A 19,712-nucleotide genomic window follows, 5' to 3' on the forward strand; every position below is an offset into this window, starting at 1 on the left:
CCTTAAGTCTGAAGTATGTACTTTGATGATCAGTCCAGAATTTTTCTAATTTTCCGACCCTCTTTTAGGTATTCCTGTAAGCTTTCGGCATCCCCTCCCTGAATCAATTGCTTCATGGCTCCCAGTTGATCCATTAAGGCTTCAAGGCTTTCCAAAACAGGCACTTTGTTGTCCAACAAGATGGGTGCCCACATTTCCGGTGAACTTTTAGCTAATCGTACCGTCGAAGCAAAACCCGATCCTGCTAGTTCCAGGATCACCTCACCATTTTTTTCCTTATCGAGTACCGTCTGGCTTAGCCCGAAGGCAATGACGTGACTTAAATGTGAAATGTAAGCCAGGTGTTTATCATGTTCTTCGGCACTCATGAAGGTAAGGCTCATGACCAGGCTTTCACACCAGCGGGCGAAGACCTTTACGATGTTTATGTCCGACTTTTCATGTTCGCAGGCAATCATCACCTTACCGTGATATAGCTCTGCAAATGCTGCTTCTGGCCCGGAATGTTCTGTCCCTGCAATGGGGTGAGCCGCTATGTATCGGGATCTGTAAGGGTGTTCAACGATTGCCTGACAAATGGAGTTTTTGGTAGAGCCAAAATCAATAATAAACTGATCCTTACGAATGTTATCCAATAGCCCACCTATCGTATTCAGGATCGCCGAAACCGGGACGGTCAGGATAACACATTCGGCCCAATCAATCGCAGCATCCTGAGTATCAAAAATCTCATCCACCACGCCCAACTTTAGGGCTTTCTCTCGGTTTTCCCTTGAGAGATCCCATCCGCCAAACCTCAAGGAAGGGTCTATTTTCCTCAATGCCAGTGCAAATGAGCCTCCGATTAATCCTGTGCCAAAAATTAAGATATTCATGAACGTATGCGATTGATCGCGGCTACAAATCTTTGCTCTGGCGAACATAAAGACACACGGATATAATTCGTCCCTGCCACGCCAAAAATCATTCCAGGTGTGATAAAAACATGATATTTCTCCAACAGTTCGTCGGATACAGCCACTCCTGTACGGCCAGCAGGCACTCTGGCCCAGACAAACATACCCGCCGCTTCTTTTTGATACTGGCAATCCAGCTCATCCAGGAGCTGATAAACTAACCGTAGCCGATTTCGATAGGTCTCATTTAAGGCATTATACCAATCCTGGGACAAACTCAAAGCTTTTACTGCTGCCATTTGGACCGGCTTGAACATCCCACTGTCCATGTTGCTTTTCACTTGTAAGATGGCCTGGATGATTTCCGATTCGGCAACAACCCAACCTACACGCCATCCAGCCATATTGAAGGTTTTAGAAAGGGAGTTCAATTCAATGCAACAATCCTTTGCGCCCTCATAACCGAAGATGCTACTAGATTGATCGTTTAAGATGAAACTGTACGGATTGTCATGACACAATAAAATTCCACGATCTTTCGCGAATTGCACAAGCCGTTTTACCACCTCAGGGCTTCCCCTTTCGCCCGTTGGCATGTGCGGATAATTGATCCACATCAGCTTGACCTTCTCTGTATTCAGGTTTTCAAGAAAATTCCAATCGGGCTCCCAATTTTGATCCTCTAACAAGGGAAAATAAATGGGATCTGCTTCCACCATTTTAGTGACGGAAGTATACGTGGGATATCCCAGGGCTGGGATCAACACTTGATCTCCAGGATTAAGAAAAGCCAAAGAAATATGGGTAATGGCCTCTTTGGAACCCATCATCGGTAAAATCTCCTTGACAGGATCAATGGTAACCTGGTATTGACGAAGATAAAAATCAGCAATCGCATTTCTTAACTCTGGCAATCCTCGATAGGATTGATATTGATGATTTGCCGGATCTGCAGCCGTCCGCGTAAGTTCCTCGATCACCTCCGGAGCTGGAGGTAAATCAGGACTCCCGATCCCCAAATTGATCACATCATGACCTGCTGCGGTCAATTGTCGAATCTGCTCTAACTTCTTCGAAAAATAGTATTCCTCAACTCCACCCAGACGAGTTGCCGTTTCTACCCTCATGTTTTCTAAAAAGGAAATATAATGTGCGGCAAACATATGGAATCAATTAGTTTGCATTGCAATTTTCAACACGATCCAAACACGTTTCTTGAACGGAAACTGACATATATGAAGAAAGCTATGAAATTCGGTACAAAGGCCATTCACGCTGGGGTCATGCCCGACCCTTCAACAGGTGCCATCATGACACCCATTTTTCAAACGTCCACCTATGCACAGGCCGGACCCGGAGATAACAAAGGATATGAATACGCCCGATCCAAGAACCCCACACGTGATCAACTGGAAGCGAGTATCGCCGCCCTGGAAAATGCATCACATGGCCGATGTTTTGCCTCGGGCATGGCCGCAACAGACTGTATCATCCGATTATTGGGCCCTGGTGATGAGGTCATTGTATCCGAAGATCTATACGGTGGCACGTATCGACTCTTCACCAAACTATTTGAGCCTCAAGGATTGAAATTCCACTATGTGGATATGAAGGATCTGGATAAAGTTGAATCGACATTCAATGATAATGTGAAGATGATCTGGATTGAGACCCCAACCAATCCGATGATGAGCATTGTCGATATTGGGGAACTCGCCCGAATCGCGAAAGCCAACCATGCGCTGGTTGCTGTGGACAACACCTTTGCAACGCCTTACCTTCAAAACCCTATTGATCTGGGAGCTGATATCGTCATGCATTCTGTTACCAAATACATTTCGGGGCATTCGGATTTGATCATGGGTGCAGCAGTAACCAACTCGGAAGAACTGGACAAAAAACTAGGCTTCATTCAAAATTCTGCGGGTGCAATACCAGGACCTAATGATTGTTTTCTGGTCTTAAGAGGTATCAAAACCTTACATGTACGTATGGATCGCCATTGTGAAAATGGCAAGCGGATCGCCTATTTCCTAAAATCCAATCCTTTGGTGAGGCATGTTTATTGGCCCGGATTTGAGGATCATCCCAATCATGATATCGCCAAAAAGCAGATGCGTGGTTTCGGTGGCATGATTTCATTCGTTCTCAAAAATGACAGTCAAGAAGCGGCATTTAAGGTACTCCGGAAATTCAAGGTGTTTTCACTGGCGGAATCCCTGGGAGGTGTGGAATCCCTTGCCGGACATCCGGCTAGTATGACACATGCGAGTATTCCCAAAGAGGAACGATTGAAATCAGGACTGACAGACTCCCTGATCCGATTGAGCGTAGGTATTGAAGATGCAGAAGACCTGATCGAGGATTTGACACAGGCCATAGAGGATTGATGTGGACTACTAGCCCACTAATTCTATCATCATTTCGATGTGATCACAATGAGGTCACCCTAGAAATAAGGACAGCAAGCCACTTCCTGCAGCTTGCTGTTTGTTATTACTGATATTTAAATCTCTTTCTAGATCTCTCCGGCAATCGTGATGGTCACTGAAGTTTGGTCTGAAAGACTTACACCATTAGGTAATCCCAGATCTGAAAACTCTACAATGATGGTTTCATCACCTTCCTGAATTTCGTCCGTTTGGATCAGGATACCAAGATTAGCACTATTGGTTCCTTCTGTAATGATCACACGGGTACTTGATTGATAGTCGGACCCATTGGTCGCTGTTCCTCGATAGATCACTGGTACGGAAATATTAGAAGAAACAATCCTATCTGAAGTAACTGTCAGGGTTACCATATCACCTTCTGCTACCTGATCGGCAGTAGTAGATAGAGAAACAACCGCCGCAATATCCGACGGATCATCGCCGCCACAAGCTGTCAATACAAGGGCGAGTACAAAAATTTTAGCTAAGGTTGAAAGTTTCATAACAAATAATGGATTTAAAACATAACTGATTTTTAATACGTAACTGTGGTTCTGATCCGATCTTTGTCCAATCGGAAAAATCTTTCTTTATCATTCAGGAAAAATTCCATGATATTGAGGTGCCCTTCAATCTTGTTGATCAAACAAGTATTACTCACATCGATCTTTTTTATCGCTCGCAAACCGGAGATGAGTTTACCTCTCAATAGGATGTTCTCTTCCGTGTATTCAATCTCCGTTAATTCATAATTGATCGACTCATCATCAATATTGATGGTCACGTGCTTCTCGATGTATTGCGTGATCTGATCAATTACCTCTTTTTGGTATTTCTGAGTACTATAGATCTCCTTTAGAATGTCTTCCCGATCAAAGTTGACATTAAAAACATATCCTGTTGAAGTGGCCGTGATACGGAAACGGGCCACACGTAAATCGTGCGTTGCAGACACCTCGAAAGCGCAAAAGCAAAGCAGGATCGCAATCCCCAAATAGATGTTTTTCCGAATAGCATTCATTCCTAATGACGAAGGTAATTCAACGACCTCCTGTCCTAGCATTACGAGTAGTGAAAGGGGATAGTTGCCTACCTAAAGGGCAAAATTCTGGAAGAGCAATTAACAAGACAGAATTAATAAAATCGCTAAAAATCTGAACTCTTTTAAACAGAAAGGAATGCTCCTTCTAAATCCTTCCATAGGATAGAGAATAAAAAAACGCTTACATCGTAAGCGTCGTAATCAGTGGATTTTAAATGGTCTCGATAAAGAATTCAGGTGCTTCATACAACTTCTTCCGTTGCCGCATCCCCTCCTTTACCATCAAAACTTCCTTTTATGCTTTGCATTTGAGTCTTGTTCAACTTTTTCATTATTCAGTTTATTTATTGTTATTAATCCAATAAGATTTAATACTAGTACCCGGAATCAAAATCGTATCCTGCCAGTACTTTCTACATTTGCGATTTTTTCAACTTTTCCATGGTCCCCATGTTTGTACAATGAATTTATTGAAAATATCGAATCCCTGAAAATAAATTAGTTAACGCTACTTCTCGCGGATCATGTCAAAGCATCCGCTAAAACTCCGTCAAGACTTGTTTGATTTTTTCCCAGGTATCCGGGTCAAAAAGCCGGGCACCTCCCAACAAAGCTGCTTGTTCTTTCAACTGGGAAACCTTGACTTCCAATTGCAATTTTTCCCGATCCAACTCTTGATAAAAAGAGGTTGAAAACAAATCCCAGGCCTTGCTGATGTTTCCGCCCATGACCAACACATCCGGTTCAAATCTCTGGATCCAGATGTTGATGAATTTTCCCAGGTTGATCCCAAACTCATGGAACAACAACATGGCCACTGAATCTCCTTTTTTATGCAGATCATGTAGTTCTTTCACACCTGGAATTTCTTTACCAGTCAATGATTTGTAACTATTGGTGAACCACCGGGTAGAGAAAAAGTCATCGCCTATGCCATCCTGAAAAGGCAAATGCCATAAGCACCCATGCTCGGGGACCGTTTCTCCGCTGGTTACGGGAATGCCTTTCTTAACAAATGCGGAACCAAACCCTGTCCCCAGGGTGATTGATAAGGCCTTATTCTTACCGGCAGCTTCTCCTTTCCAGGCCTCTCCTACCGCAAATGAAGAAGCATCATTCAGGAACCGCATTTTGAGGGTTTTTGAAATCAGCAAGGGTCCCAGCGATTGTGGAACATGACAATCATACAATGATTCGTATTTCTCATTCCCCTCAAACAAAGCCACACCTGTTTTATAATTGAAAGCTCCGGGCATGGCAAAACCAATGCCCAGGACATGATTCCCTTGTACAGCTTTCAATGACTGATTGATGGTGCCTGCCCATGCTTGCATGATAGCTGTTCTTGATGCTTTGTTATCAATCTTTGCATCGAATAAAGAAGTTCCTAATAAGGTACCGGTTTGTAATTCAATAGCGCCACTCAATATGTGGCTTCCCCCAACATCTACGCCGATTACGTAGGAATTTTCGCTCATGTTTTTACTCGACAGGATTATTACTCATTTCAAAAATCAGAGTGCCTCCATCCACTACTTCTTCATGCGTGATGTAGCTTCTGTCTAATGGTACTCCATTCAAAAGGACTTGCTGAACATAGACATGATCCAGCCCCTGATTCTTAGCGATTACTTTGAATTGTTTGCCCTCAGGTAATGATAAGATCGCTTCATCGACTTGAGGGCTACCAAGAACATATCTACCATCTGCTGGATTGACCGGATAGAACCCTAAGGCACTGAACAGGTACCACGCTGACATCTGACCACAATCTTCGTTTCCACATAATCCGTCAGGGTCTGTCGTATACAAATCATCCATGATCTGACGAACGCGTTGCTGAGTTTTCGCTGGCTGACTTACGTATTGATAGAGATAAGGCACATGATGTGAAGGCTCGTTGCCATGCACGTACTGTCCGATGTAACCAGATATCCAAACAGGGGACTCCCCTTCTGATTGAGTGACTTCAAACATGGAATCTAATTTCATTTCAAAATCGTTCTCACCACCTGACATTTCAATCAAACCGGGAATGTCATGAGGTGCAAACCAGTGGTATTGCCATGCATTGGCTTCCGTATAATCTTCAGGGTGGTAAGCCAATGGATCAAATGGTTCTTTGAAGTTCCCAGTCTCATCCTTAGCTCGCATGAAGTTTGTCTTCGGATCATAATGATTGCGATAGTTCAGGGAACGTTCCATGAAATATTGATAATCATCTTCTTTATTTAAATACTTTGCCACCTGAGCAATGCACCAATCATCGTAAGCATATTCCATGGTCAGTGAAACATTCCAGGAAGCTCGTTCATGAGGCACATACCCTTTTTCCTGATAAACATCAATCTGGAATTCTTCCTGCATAGCAGAAACCTTCATCGCTTTATAGGTTTTCTCCGGATCAATGCCGGGTAGGCCTTTCAAAATCGCGTCCGCCATTACCGGCACCGCGTGATAGCCCAACATCATGTCTGTTTCATTTCCATGAAACTCCCAAACCGGAAGCTTTCCGGATTCCTCGTAATGTGCATATAGCGATTGCAGCATATCAGGCACACGATCCTGATGTATTAGGGTGGTCAATGGATGCCATGCACGAAAGGTATCCCACAAAGAAAAGATGGAATATCTGGTATAATCCATACGGTAGGTTGATCCATCAGCACCTCTGACTTCACCATTTACATCCGAGAATGTTACAGGGGCCAACATGCTATGGTACATGGCTGTATAGAATTGGACTTTGTTGTCTACATCGGTCTCGACTTTGATCTTTTGTAATTGCTCCTCCCAGGCCTGATGCGCTTTGCTCCGGACTCCTTCAAAATCAAATCCGATCTGTTCTGCATCAAGGTTGCGTTTGGCATTCTCAATACTCACTGAGCTTAGGGCGGTTTTGACCATCACTTCCGAATCAGCAGCGTTCAGATCAAAATGAAAAACTGCTTTTATCTCTTTTCCTTTAGCAATTGATACATCCGTCAATCCTCCCTCGCTCCACAATTCCAGATCGGCGATGGGCTTTGAGAAAACTGAATAGAAAAATACGCGCTGATCTCGGGCCCAGCCGGTTGACTTACGATAGCCAACAACCGTTGAATCGTTTACGACCTCCAGAAAAGTGGCTTCGGTTTCGTCCCAGTTGCGAGAATAACCCAGATCGAGTTTGACCCTTGGGTCATCCAGTTTTTTGAAGTGATAGCGCTGTAAGCCTGACCGATTAGTGGCCGTGAGGTTTACTTGCACTTCATAATCTTCCAACCAAACTTCATAATAGCCTGGATTTGCAGCTTCCCGATCATGGCTAAAAGTAGAAATGGTGGTTGGTTTGGCGTTAATTTCATCGAGTTGTTTTTGTCGCTCAGTACCTGTCAAGGGCATGAATGAAATATCGTACAGATCTCCTGCACCTGTCCCGGTTAAGTGCAGGTGACTGAATCCGGCAATCATAGAATCGGGGTAGAAGTATCCCGAAATCCAATCCCAGCCATTTCTTCCATTATCAGGGCTTAGTTGCACCATTCCGAAAGGCACGGTTGCTCCGGGGTATGTCTTTCCTTTCCCATCGGTTCCGATAAAGGGATTAACGTATTTGGTGAGGGATTGGGTGGGTGCTTCGCTGGGAGACTGGCATGATAGTAGCAAGACTATTAGTATGAATTGTCCAGGAATTCTGCATTTCATCTTCATCTAATTAATTCCTCGTTACTTGATTTATGCCAAAAATCAATACGGAGATGTTAAGCCTACAAAACAACATCGTCATTCCGAGCGAATGCCGGAATCTCAATATTACTAGGTTGAAACAATGATGAGATTCCTGAACAAGGTCAGGAATGACGCTTAACTTCTCCGTATTGAAACCTGCTAAGAACAGTGATTTGTCCTCATAGTTTTCAATAAGTTTTAGACTAAACATACTCATCAGTACTCTTCTTCAATCTTCACCGGTCAAAGGCCGAATTAATAGCTTCTGCATATTCAGAGACTAGCTTGCTATTATCAAAATCATCATAGAGCCATAAAAAGCCTCCTTTGATATCGCAGCGGTTGTTCCACTCGGATAATATTTTCCGGATCTGTTTAGCATCTTTATTACCATCAGAAGTTCCCTTCGCCCATAAGCCAGGCACGATGGGTACACCCAGTTTCTGCCATTTTTCATCGCAGGGATTATTTCCTTTTCCTCCGGCATAAACTTGCAAGTACATCAGGTCCACGGATCCCGGATTAGCCGCTAACATTTGATCCGTGAATGGTTGCCAATACGTCGCTGCATTTTTATAGGGCACTCCGGTAGTTTTCACTCCCAGTTCGAACAGCATGGTATGAAAAGCAACTGCACTCGCTACATCATAAGTCACCTCATCATCATTATTAAAGGCATCTATCTCAGGTATTGCTTCGATCAGTGCTTTGAAATTCTTGTATAATAGGCTGGATGGACCTGTTCCTTCTTTTTCTATCAGGTTTTTGATGTTCTCGTACGTTGGTGAACCCCAGGCACTCAAACCAAATTCAATTCGCTTTACCGATGACCCTGAAGATTTCAATGCCTTCATATCTGAGCGAAAGTGTGGATGAGATTGATCACCGATATACACACCATCTGTCACCAATGGAAACTCGACATTGAAATTCAAATTACCATCCTCATCAATATGTATCGTCCAGACAATGACCGTATTTAAGCCTGATTCTCTTAATTCTTTGGCCGAATATTCCCTACCATTATAAATGCCTCCGCCTCCATAAACAGCAGAGATATGCTCCTGAGCAACGGACACATAAGAAGTAAGGATCAACAGAAAAAGTAACCTGAATTTCATAGCACCTGCTTTTGATGTTTATTTATTGTTCACTGAAACAGAGAACGGACGTCCTGATTGATCATATCCCCAATTGCTTTCTGTATCAGACATATTGAATTTCAGTTTACCGCCTTTTTGTAGTTCATCATGTCCGATCCAGGTATTTACATAGTTGTGTCCATTCAATTGGGCACTACTGATGTATACATTTTGGCTGGCATTGTTCTCTGCCTCAATGATGAAATCAGCTCCTCCTGGCATTTTTAGTTTGACTTGTTCAAACAGCGGACTACCAATCACGTATTGCGGAACAGCTGGGGTTACCGGATAAAAACCTAAAGCACTGAAGACGTACCAGGCTGACGTTTGCCCATTGTCTTCATCGCCACAATATCCATCGGGAGTCGGAGCGTATAGTTTATCCATGACTTCCCGGACGCGTTGCTGGGTCTTCCACGGTTGACCTGCATAATTGTACAAATAGATCATGTGCTGGATAGGCTGATTCCCATGCGCGTAATTACCCATGTTGACGATTTGCATCTCCCGAATTTCATGAATGGTAAAGCCATAATAGGAATCATCAAAATCCGGCGGCATGGTAAATACTTCATCGAGTTTGGACACAAATGCCTCATTGCCACCCATGAGATCGATCAGTCCCTGGATGTCATGAAAAACAGACCAGGTATAATGCAGGCTATTTCCCTCAGTAAATGCATCTCCCCACTTCAATGGATTGAAAGGTGACTGGAATGTTCCATCCTCATTTTTACCCCGCATCCATTTGGTTTCCGGATCAAAAAGGCGCTTATAATTCATGGACCGATCCGCATAAATCGATACATCCGACTCTTTCCCTAACTCCTTCGCCATTTCAGCAATGCCAAAATCGGCAAACGCGTATTCCAGTGTTCGTGCGGCGTTTTCATTGATGCCTACATCGTAAGGCACGTAGCCCAATTCATTGTAATAGTTCACTCCTTCTCTACCTACCGAACCAATGGTATTGCCATTGCCATCCACCGGACGCCCTTCGGCAGTTGAAGCATTTTTCACCACCGCTTCATACAGGGTTTCTATGTCATATCCTCGAACTCCTTTCATGTAGGCATCCGCAATGTTGACGGCAGAATTTGATCCAATCATCACCCCTCTATGTCCCGGGCTTGCCCACTCGGGCAACCATCCCGATTCTTTGTATGTGTTGGCCAGCCCTTCCATGATCTGTGCGTTGAGATCTGGGTACATCAGGGAGAAAAAGGGGAATACGGCCCGAAACGTATCCCAAAAGCCATTGTCGGTAAACATGTAACCCGGCAAAACTTCACCATTGTAAGGGCTGTAATGGACAATATTTTCCTGATCGTCTAACTCATAAAATTTTCGCGGGAATAACAATAGGCGGTACAGACAGGAATAAAAAGTCTTGATGTTCTGTTTGTTATCATCCTGTACCTGAATGCGATCAAACTCTCGCTTCCAGGAATGATAGGCCTTGTCTTTTGTTGCATCGAAATCATCTTTCCCAATTTCGCGATCGAGGTTGAGTTGTGCTTGCCCCAAACTAATGAAAGAACTGGCGACTTTTACGTTCACCTGATCACCACGCTTCGTCTTGAATCCAATGACGGCTCCTACGTGATCTCCTTCATTTTCGGTCGTATTTTCCTGTAAGTTCCAACCATCACCCCAGGTATGGGTCACTTCAAAATCTCGATCAAACTCAGCCACAAAGTAGTTGTGAAAATTATCAGGAGCTCCCCCGTGGTTGTAGCGATTGTACCCGATGATCTTTCTTTCTTCAGGAATTACCTTAACCATCGACCCTTTTTCAAAAGCATCCAAAATGAGGTAAGAAGATTCGCTATCGGGAAAAGTAAATCGAAAATGGGCCGCGCGTTCTGTCGGTGTTACTTCCGCATTGATATCATAATCCGCGAGATATACCTGATAATAGTGTGGTCTCGCAGTTTCAGCCTTATGTGAAAACCAGGAAGCTCGTTCATCTTCCTGAAATTTCAGATCACCCGTTACGGCCATCAACGAAAAAGCTGCATAATCATTGAGCCAGGGGCTGGGCTGGTGGGTTTGCTTGATCCCCCTGATCTTGTTCTCATCATACTTGTAGGTCCATCCGTCTCCCATTTTACTGGTCATGGGAGTCCAGAAATTCATCCCCCAGGGTACCGCAACGGCAGGATAAGTATTGCCATTGGACAAGCTGAATTCGGAATCTGTCCCCATCAAAGTATTGACCATCCGCACTGCATCATAATCAATACGCTGCTGTTCAGAAGATTGATGTTCTATGGTACAACCCGACAGGGCCACTACCAGCAGAACAAGCACTTTCTTTGCTATTTTTTTCATTTGAGATTCTAAGGTCATCTGATCTTCCATCTATTCATCTGTAAGTGAACCACTACGACCCAGCAGCAATAGAAATATGTCAATACTTATTTGTATGATGCTTTTCATTTGCGGGTGTTAATCTTCTAGTTTTTCGAGCCAGTTTTTCTTTAGGAGGAATGAGGTCACTACCAAAATCAGAATTCCGACCGTCATGGGTACAAATTCCTTGATGACCAAATAGATTGGGATCACTACCAGTGACATCTGCCAAACCACGCCAACGAGGATATTGACCATGTCTCGTTTGAAATCCTTGTTGACCGGGAAGTTTGCTTCTTCTACCAAAACTTTGGCTTTGATCGGTCCCCAAAATCCCCATGGTCGGACTTTCTTGTAGAATGAAATAAGTACCGCTTCCTCATCAGGAGGAGTCATGAGCGTACCTGCCACGGAACCAATCGTTGAGAACAATAGAATGTAAGGGAATGCATACAAGGGCTGTACTTCTGGCGCCACAATTGGCATCAATAATGAAGCCACTAATCCGGCAACCATGCCCCAGAAGAAACCATAACTATTAAACCTCCACCAATGCCATTTCAGTAGGTTCGCTGCTGTATAGCCACCGAACAATGCCCCAAAAATCCACTGCATCATGTCGTTGATGGTATCCACCAAAAAACCAAAAACGATCCCTATCGCCACCAAAACGAAGGAGGACAAATAACTTAATCGGACGTAAGTTTTATCGGATTTTTCCGCGTTGAAATATTTCTTATAAATGTCATTGACGAAATAGACCGGTGCCGCGTTCACCGCAGCAGCAAACGTAGACATGAATGCAGCGAGCAAGCCAGCAATTAAAATACCGACCAATCCAACTGGAATAAAGTTATTAATGGCGTATGGGAGGATCAACTCAAAATCGAAGGCTCCTCCTTTTGCTTGCAATTCCGGCCCGAGGAATACTAGTGCTAAAACCGTCAGTCCGGCTACCATCATGTATCTCGGAAAAAACATGACCAAAGAAACAATGCCACTCATTTTCGCTGCATCCTTCGGGTTCCTGGTGGCCAGAATTCGCTGCATGTCGTAATTCGGCACGGGTCCGGCCATACTTGAAAAGATGCCTTTGAAGATCATCATCATGAAAATGAAACCGAACAAACTAAATCCATCATCATCAATCTTTTGATTGACCGAGTCGAGGATCCCTGTCCAATCAAGATCTAGTTTCCAACCAAAGAACAGGTCTTTCCAGCCATTGGGAATGACCGCATTCAACATGTCCGGGCTCACATTGATCATCGCAATGACTCCCACCATGATCGCAGCAATGGTCATGATCCCGAATTGCAACAATTCTGTGGAAACCACGCTGTACATACCGCCTTTGACAATGTAAAGTGTAGTAAAGCCTAAAATAATCAGCGCATAAACATCCGGAGAAAGATCCCACGGCAAGAATGTCGAAGAAAATTTACCAATCCCTTTGAACGCATAGGAAATGAACCCAATGGCGCTAACGATGGCAAAAATGACCACAATCAGATGAGACAATTCTACGCCTTTTCCATTACCAAAACGCGTTCGCAGCCATTCGGCTCCTGTCATGACATTGGACCTCCTAAGCCAGGTGGAGATATATACCATTAAGAAGATCTGATTGAAAGTAGGCCATATCCAGGGTAACCAGGCACTTTTCAGTCCATAAACAAAACACATCGATACTAGCCACATGGTCCCGGCAATGTCAAACATCCCCGAAGCGTTGGAAACCCCCAACATCCACCACGGGATGGTCTTACCTCCCAAAAAATAAGAATCCATGTTCTTGGAAGCGCGCTTCGAAATGTAAACCCCGATGGCTATCGTGATTCCGAAATACGCAATAATGATCCCTATGTCCAGCAGTCCTAATTGCATATCAGTAGGTATCTGGGATCGACATGACCTTCAATTGAGGCGGAGCTTCCATGCCCTCTCTCGGGAACCTAACCTTCTTTACCTCATAGGGTAGTAGGTCAAAAAAGTTATCGGAGAAATTTCCTGAAACTCCCTCAAATTCCAGGTACATACTCTTGACGAGGACAGTAGCAGACAAAGTCACTAACCAATGTTCCCCCTCCTTTGAAACTTCATAGATGAAGTCAGGTTCGGGTAGTGCTAGCTCCTTGACCGGATGCCAGTAATACTGATTGGTATACATGTTATCTTCCACAGCAAGCCTTGCATCCAAAAGTATTTGCTTCGTGTCCAGATGGGCATAGGCTATTGGTTCAATCGTGAAGTACAATTCACTGACTCCTGGTTTCACAGTGATGGTTTGGTTTTCAACCACCAGTTGATTGCCTTCAAAATCTTTAATGATCAGTGAGATACCTGCAGGTACAGCTTTTACCTTATCCGAAACCACATGGACATTGATTGTACCATCTTCCAGAAAATCACAGGTGATCAGGTAATCCGTATATTGACGAGCTACTTCGTAGTGAAGCGCTTTCCATTTGCCATAATAATCAATCCCCGACCAGGAGGCTACCGGCCAGCAGTCATTGAGTTGCCAATAAATGGTACCCATACAGAAAGGCTTACTCCTCCGCTGGGCTTCAATGCCCATGCGCATGCCTTCCGCCTGAACCACCTGACTGAGGTACAGGAAGGATTCAAAATCTTTGGGTGGATGGTAGCTCCGATTGGTATAGGTGGCTATCAGTTGATTGCCTCTTGGATGTTTTTGATGCACCTTCATGACTTCCGAGTCAATGGACCAATCTTCAGGGAGTGAATAACGCTGCACAGAAGACTGAACCGGAAATGACTGAAAGCCAAACTCACTCATGAACCGGGGAACACTTCTTTTGAAATCTTCAAAAGGTGCTTCTCCATGCCAAACGCCCCAATAATGATGATTCCCATATTTGAAGAGATCGGGATCTTCCCAGTTGTTCATGGGAGACGAAGACAAGTAGTGACGTCCAGGGTCCAACTGACTGATCAGTTCGGGCAGCAGCTTCTGAAATAATGCCTGATAATCCGTTTCTAATTTCTTCAAATCTTCTGGGCGGTAGTTGAATTTCTCCGTCCAACCCCAGCTGTCCCAGCCCATTTCGATTTCGTTGTTGCCACACCACATGACAATGGACGGATGATTTCTAAGGCGCCTGATATTGGCAGTAGCCTCTTGCTTAACACTGTCCAAAAATACCTGATCGCCAGGGTACATGGTACAAGCAAACATGAAGTCCTGCCAGACCATTAAGCCGTGTTCATCAGCAAGCTCATAAAACAGATCCTTTTCATAAATCCCGCCGCCCCAAACCCGGATGATATTCATATTAGCTGCGATCGCACTTTGCAAAAGCGTATGATAATGCTCATCAGACACACGTGTAAGGAAACTATCCTGAGGAATGTAATTCGCTCCCTTGGCGTAGACTGGCACCCCATTGACTTTAAAGAAAAAGGACTGTCCCATGGCGTCCTTTTCAATCACTGTTTCAACAGTCCGCAATCCTACTTTTTGTACCGTTGAGGAAACCACCGTTTCATCTATGATCAAATCCAGCCGGAATTCATATAAATACGGATCACCCAGGCCTCTGGGCCACCATTTCTTATAATCCTCAATTTGGACAGAAGTCTGTAGTTGATTTTGACCTAATGACAAAGGAATCGAACTTCCTTGATGGTCCAGGTCGTCACTCAGGCAAGTGATCTCCAACAAAGCTTCTTGCTCCACTTCTGACGATAAGGTGACATCAAAGTTCACCGTTGCTACTCGTGGAGACAGAGACTGGTTGACCTGAATTTCTTCGATAACCGCCTGTTCGTAAATATGTAACCAAATGGGTCTCCAAACCCCGGAAGTAACAAATCGAGGGCCCCAATCCCATCCAAAATGGTAGGGCGCTTTACGGGTAAATACACTTAGATTTTCTTCAGAATGGTCATTCTCCGCCGGGTACAAGATACCCGTTGCCTGGGCTTTCTCCCCCACTTCGTCGATCGGAGACCGAAAGAGGATATACAGCTCATTTTCTCCTGGCACCAAATGTTCTGCAACATCACATCTCCAGGGAACAAACATGTTGGAAGCTTCCAGGATCAGGTTCCCATTCAAATAAACATCCGCATAAGTATCCAGTCCTTCAAAGACCAATTCCAATTTTCCCGTTTGAGGTACTTCATCCAACATGAAGCTGGTTCGATACTCCCAATTTCTTACCTCGATCCATTGCAATTCAGACTCATTGTTTCTGTCGAATGGGTCCGGGATCAATTGATGATCCAGCAGGTCAGTAAAATTCGTTCCCGGCACAGTTGCCGGATACCATTGTTCCTCTCCTACTGATCTAAATTCCCAACCTGTATCAATCTGCCGAAGGCAATTCGTCCCAGTTTCGGAATGAACTTTGATCTTATGGTCTGTTTCGTTCAACATGAACTTATTTCTGGTTTCTTGGCAGAACTCCCCATGTGTGATCGGGTTGTTCTCCTAGGGTGATTTTCAATTCTCCGCCTGCCATGAGTATTTCATGACTGAAAAGCGGCACGTCAAGAGGTTTGCCGTTCAATTCGGCACCCCGAATGTACTGATTTCCATCAGATGATCCTTCAGCTACTATCCTGAAAGTCTTTCCACCAGGCAAATGGATGGTTGCTTCATCAAACAAAGGACTCGAAAGTGAATACTCACCATTCGCAGGATTGACCGGATAGAAACCTAACGCACTAAACACGTACCACGCCGACATCTGCCCACAATCATCGTTACCACAAAGTCCATCTGGTTTCGTGTGGTATTGTGTACGCAGGATATTCCTCACGACTTCCTGGGTCTTCCAGGGTGCTCCTGCATAATTGTACAAATAGGCCACATGGTGGCTAGGCTCATTGCCGTGGGCATACTGACCAATAAGACCAGAAATGTCTGCCGAAATGTGATTCCCGGTGATCTCTGAATCCGTGGAAAACAGTGAATCCAGTTTTCGCGTGAATGCCTCGTTACCACCCATGAGGTCAATCAGGCCGGGAATATCGTGTGGAACAAACCAGGAATGTTGCCAGGCATTCCCTTCGGTATAGTCCGTATTGACTCGATGTTCAGAGCGCTTTGGATCGAAAGGCGATCTCCAGCTACCATCACTCAATTTACCACGCATGAAGCCCGTGCCAGGGTCATACAATTTCTTGTAACTCATGGCTCTTTCCATGAAGTATTGATAATCGTCCTCTTTTCCTAAATCTCTTGCCACCTGTGCAATGCACCAGTCATCGTAAGCATATTCAAGGTTTTTGGTCACCGACTCTACTTCCAGGTCACTGGGAATGAACCCATATTCTTTATAGAACTTGACACCTCGAATGTCCTGAATCGCACTTTTTTTCATGGCCTCATAGGCCTCTTCAATATCAAAACCTGTAAACCCTTTGAAATAGGCATCGGTGATTACGGGAATGGCATGGTATCCGGTCATGGTATTTGTTTCATTACCCAACAAGGACCAAACAGGCAGCAATCCATACTCGCGATAATGAGCTAGGATCGAATTGATCATATCGTTGACTTTGTCTGTCTGTGTGATGGTGAACAGTGGATGCGCCGCTCTGAAGGTATCCCACAAAGAGAAGATATCGTATCGTGTATAGCCTTCCGCCTGATTGATCGCTCCACCTGCGCCTTTGTATTCCTGATTGGGATCAGAATAAACTACCGGCGCCAGACTGGCATGATACATGGCCGTGTAGAAGGTCTTTTTCAGTTCAATGTTATCCGATTTGATGGTGATTTTAGACAGTTCTTTTTCCCATTTTGCAACAGCTTCGGCACTCACCTGATCAAAGGTCTTTCCATCAGACTCGTTTAAACTAAGTATGGCACCAGCTTCAGAAGCACTCGATATTCCTGTTCGTACCAGTATTTCGGAACGAGAAGTTGATGGAGCAAATTCCAGTAACGCTTTGAGTTTAGCTCCTTCATTTACATCACTGTTCAATAAAACTGTACTATCGGCAAAAGTTGTTTTCAGAACGGGTTCAGAAAAAGCAATCGCGAAGTAAACACGTTGATCTTCGGCCCAGCCAGTCGAAAAACGATAGCCCGTAATCAAAGTATCATTGACCACTTCTATTTTTCCCGATGTGGATTTGTCCCAATTAATATTGTGGGATAAGTCGAGTACAATCGACCTATCCCCAACCGGGAAAGTGTACCGCTGCAGTCCCGATCTGCTCGTTGTAGTAAGAGCAACTTCGATCTCAGAATCCAGAAGGCTTACCCGATAAAAACCAGGCCTGGCTTCTTCGGATTCATGCGAGTATTTTCCATAATAATCATAATCCGTTCTGGAATTAATCTCTTTGGTTAAATCAATCGGACGATTCGCTGGCATTAGACGGATATCCCCCAGATCTCCAATTCCGGTACCAGAAAGGTGCAGATGACTGAAGCCGACAATGATGCTGTCCGAATAATGATAACCAGAACACCAATCCCAGCCAGTAACACCATTGTCTGGGCTGACCTGAACACCACCGAAGGGTACGGCAGCTCCGGGAAATGTATGACCATGTGCTCCCGTGCCAATGAATGGGTCAACAAAATCAACCAACTGAACTTGCGGTGATGAATAAGGAGATTGCTCTCGTTGACATCCAACCAGAATGATCAAGCCTAGCAATAAAACCACCTGGCTTCGGAAAGTTCGATAGGATTGCGATGGGCGAATCATGCTTGCATTGAATTTGAAGTAGGACGATGGCCGCGTAAGCCATAAAACAAAATGTACAGGTAGCAAACCACGGGCAAAAGGAAGGACAACTGCACACCAAATGAATCTGCCAGGGCTCCCTGCGCCGGAGGGATAATCGCACCGCCCACGATCATCATCACCAAAAGCGATGAACCCTGACTGGTATATTTTCCAAGATCTTTGATGGCCAGCGTGAATATGTTGGACCACAAGATCGAATTGAAGGCTCCTATTGCGATGGCACACCAGAAAGCCGTGAGGCCATTAGAGAATACCACAATCAATAGTAGCCCAACTACTACGGTGGCAAATACCGAAAGTGTCTTTGCAGGATTGGATCCTGAGATCAGGAAAGCGAGGTAATTGATAGCCAGGAACAGCAAAAAGATCGCAACCTCTCCAAATGGAATGAATTCGATGTAGAATTGATCTCCATCATTCTTAATTGCAGTAATGAAGTAAACCACAAAGAAACTGATGACCGAAAGACCAGCCATGACGAGGTATTTCTTCGCTTTTTCTGAAATACTACCCATGGAAACTGATCCTAGAAACCGGCCGATCATGGCCCCGCCCCAATAATAAGCGAGGAACTTACCACCTTCAGCCTCCTCCAACCCCATGATATTTTCTAACTGAAAGAAACTGATCAGGTAGCTACCAACGGATACTTCTCCTCCTACGTACATGAATATGGCAATCATACCAAGGAGTAAGTGCCGGAATTTCAGGACCTCTGTCCCTTTAAGAATTTCTTCTTTGTTAACGAAGGAAGGAAGTTTAACTGCTTTTACTAGCAAAGCCAGAAGGAAGAAAAGCCCCCCGTAAATGAGATACGGCAACTTCAAACCATCTACGGTGATGGTGCCGTTTGAAAATATCTTGTAAATCAATATGGCTCCTACAACCGGAGCCAGTGTTGTTCCGAAAGAATTGAATCCCTGGGCGAGATTGAGTCTGCTGGAAGCGGTTGCTTCACTTCCCAGAATGGCTGCATATGGATTCGCAGCGATTTGAAGAATGGTCACACCGGAAGCCAGGACAAATAAGGCGGCCAAAAAGAAACCGTACACCTGATATTGCGCGGAAGGATAAAACAGGCAACAGCCTATACCACACAGGACCAATCCCAGAATGATCCCGTTTTTATAGCCAATTCTGGAGATAGGGTCTTCTTTGGTGACCGAAATAATGAAATAGATGAGGGATACGATAAAAAACGCAATGAAAAATGCAAACTGTACCAGCCCTGCCTGAAAGAAGCTTAAACTGAATACGGATTTCAAATGTGGGATCAATACATCGTTCATCACCGTGATGAAGCCCCACATGAAAAACAAAAACGCAATGGTAATGAAAGGCCTTAGGTTGTTTTGAGATGTATTTTCTTGCACTGGTATAAAGATCTTGGTCAAACG

The 19,712-nt window shown here is 44.4% G+C and carries 13 protein-coding genes; 1 reads left to right on the plus strand and 12 read right to left on the minus strand.

What is annotated here, in order from left to right; translation table 11 throughout:
* Positions 1-29: 29 nt before the first annotated feature.
* On the minus strand, positions 30-875 hold the full coding sequence (locus tag R8G66_21495) for a prephenate dehydrogenase (protein ID MDW3194961.1): 846 nt from the start codon (positions 873-875) through the stop codon (positions 30-32).
* Positions 872-2,059: an aminotransferase class I/II-fold pyridoxal phosphate-dependent enzyme gene (locus R8G66_21500; protein MDW3194962.1), complete on the minus strand. Its 1,188-nt coding sequence runs from the start codon at positions 2,057-2,059 to the stop codon at positions 872-874. The genes R8G66_21495 and R8G66_21500 overlap by 4 nt, the downstream gene beginning before the upstream one ends.
* A 72-nt stretch (positions 2,060-2,131) precedes the next feature.
* Between R8G66_21500 and R8G66_21505 the strand changes: the two genes are divergently transcribed.
* Positions 2,132-3,286, plus strand: coding sequence for a cystathionine gamma-synthase (locus R8G66_21505; GenBank protein MDW3194963.1), 1,155 nt, complete (start codon positions 2,132-2,134; stop codon positions 3,284-3,286).
* A gap of 128 nt (positions 3,287-3,414) precedes the next feature.
* On the opposite strand, the gene R8G66_21510 is transcribed toward R8G66_21505, so the two are convergent.
* The 10 genes from R8G66_21510 to R8G66_21555 form a co-directional block, all read right to left on the minus strand.
* Entirely contained in the window at positions 3,415-3,831 is a 417-nt protein-coding gene (locus R8G66_21510; GenBank protein MDW3194964.1) for a Calx-beta domain-containing protein, read from the minus strand.
* Positions 3,832-3,863: 32 nt separating this feature from the next.
* Entirely contained in the window at positions 3,864-4,391 is a 528-nt protein-coding gene (locus R8G66_21515) for a DUF6702 family protein (GenBank protein MDW3194965.1), read from the minus strand.
* Positions 4,392-4,909: 518 nt separating this feature from the next.
* Positions 4,910-5,848, minus strand: coding sequence for an ROK family protein (locus tag R8G66_21520; GenBank protein MDW3194966.1), 939 nt, complete (start codon positions 5,846-5,848; stop codon positions 4,910-4,912).
* Positions 5,849-5,852: 4 nt separating this feature from the next.
* Complete coding sequence (locus tag R8G66_21525; protein MDW3194967.1) at positions 5,853-8,057, minus strand: GH92 family glycosyl hydrolase; 2,205 nt, start codon at positions 8,055-8,057, stop codon at positions 5,853-5,855.
* Between the two features lie 260 nt (positions 8,058-8,317).
* Positions 8,318-9,202 carry a hypothetical protein gene (locus R8G66_21530; GenBank protein MDW3194968.1) on the minus strand — a complete coding sequence of 295 codons (885 nt, stop codon included), beginning with the start codon at positions 9,200-9,202 and terminating at the stop codon, positions 8,318-8,320.
* Between the two features lie 18 nt (positions 9,203-9,220).
* Complete coding sequence (locus R8G66_21535; protein MDW3194969.1) at positions 9,221-11,557, minus strand: GH92 family glycosyl hydrolase; 2,337 nt, start codon at positions 11,555-11,557, stop codon at positions 9,221-9,223.
* A 117-nt stretch (positions 11,558-11,674) separates the two neighbouring features.
* Entirely contained in the window at positions 11,675-13,465 is a 1,791-nt protein-coding gene (locus R8G66_21540) for a sodium:solute symporter family protein (protein ID MDW3194970.1), read from the minus strand.
* 1 nt (position 13,466) lies between these two features.
* The gene (locus tag R8G66_21545) at positions 13,467-15,983 is read right to left on the minus strand and encodes a glycoside hydrolase family 2 protein (protein MDW3194971.1); all 2,517 of its coding nucleotides are present in this window, start codon (positions 15,981-15,983) and stop codon (positions 13,467-13,469) included.
* 4 nt (positions 15,984-15,987) lie between these two features.
* A complete protein-coding gene (locus R8G66_21550; GenBank protein ID MDW3194972.1) occupies positions 15,988-18,273 on the minus strand; it encodes a GH92 family glycosyl hydrolase in 2,286 nt (761 codons plus the stop codon).
* A complete protein-coding gene (locus R8G66_21555) occupies positions 18,270-19,688 on the minus strand; it encodes a sugar MFS transporter (GenBank protein MDW3194973.1) in 1,419 nt (472 codons plus the stop codon). The genes R8G66_21550 and R8G66_21555 overlap by 4 nt, the downstream gene beginning before the upstream one ends.
* Between the last annotated feature and the right edge of the window lie 24 nt (positions 19,689-19,712).

Source organism: Cytophagales bacterium, from assembly GCA_033344775.1.
Lineage (GTDB): Bacteria > Bacteroidota > Bacteroidia > Cytophagales > Cyclobacteriaceae > JAWPMT01.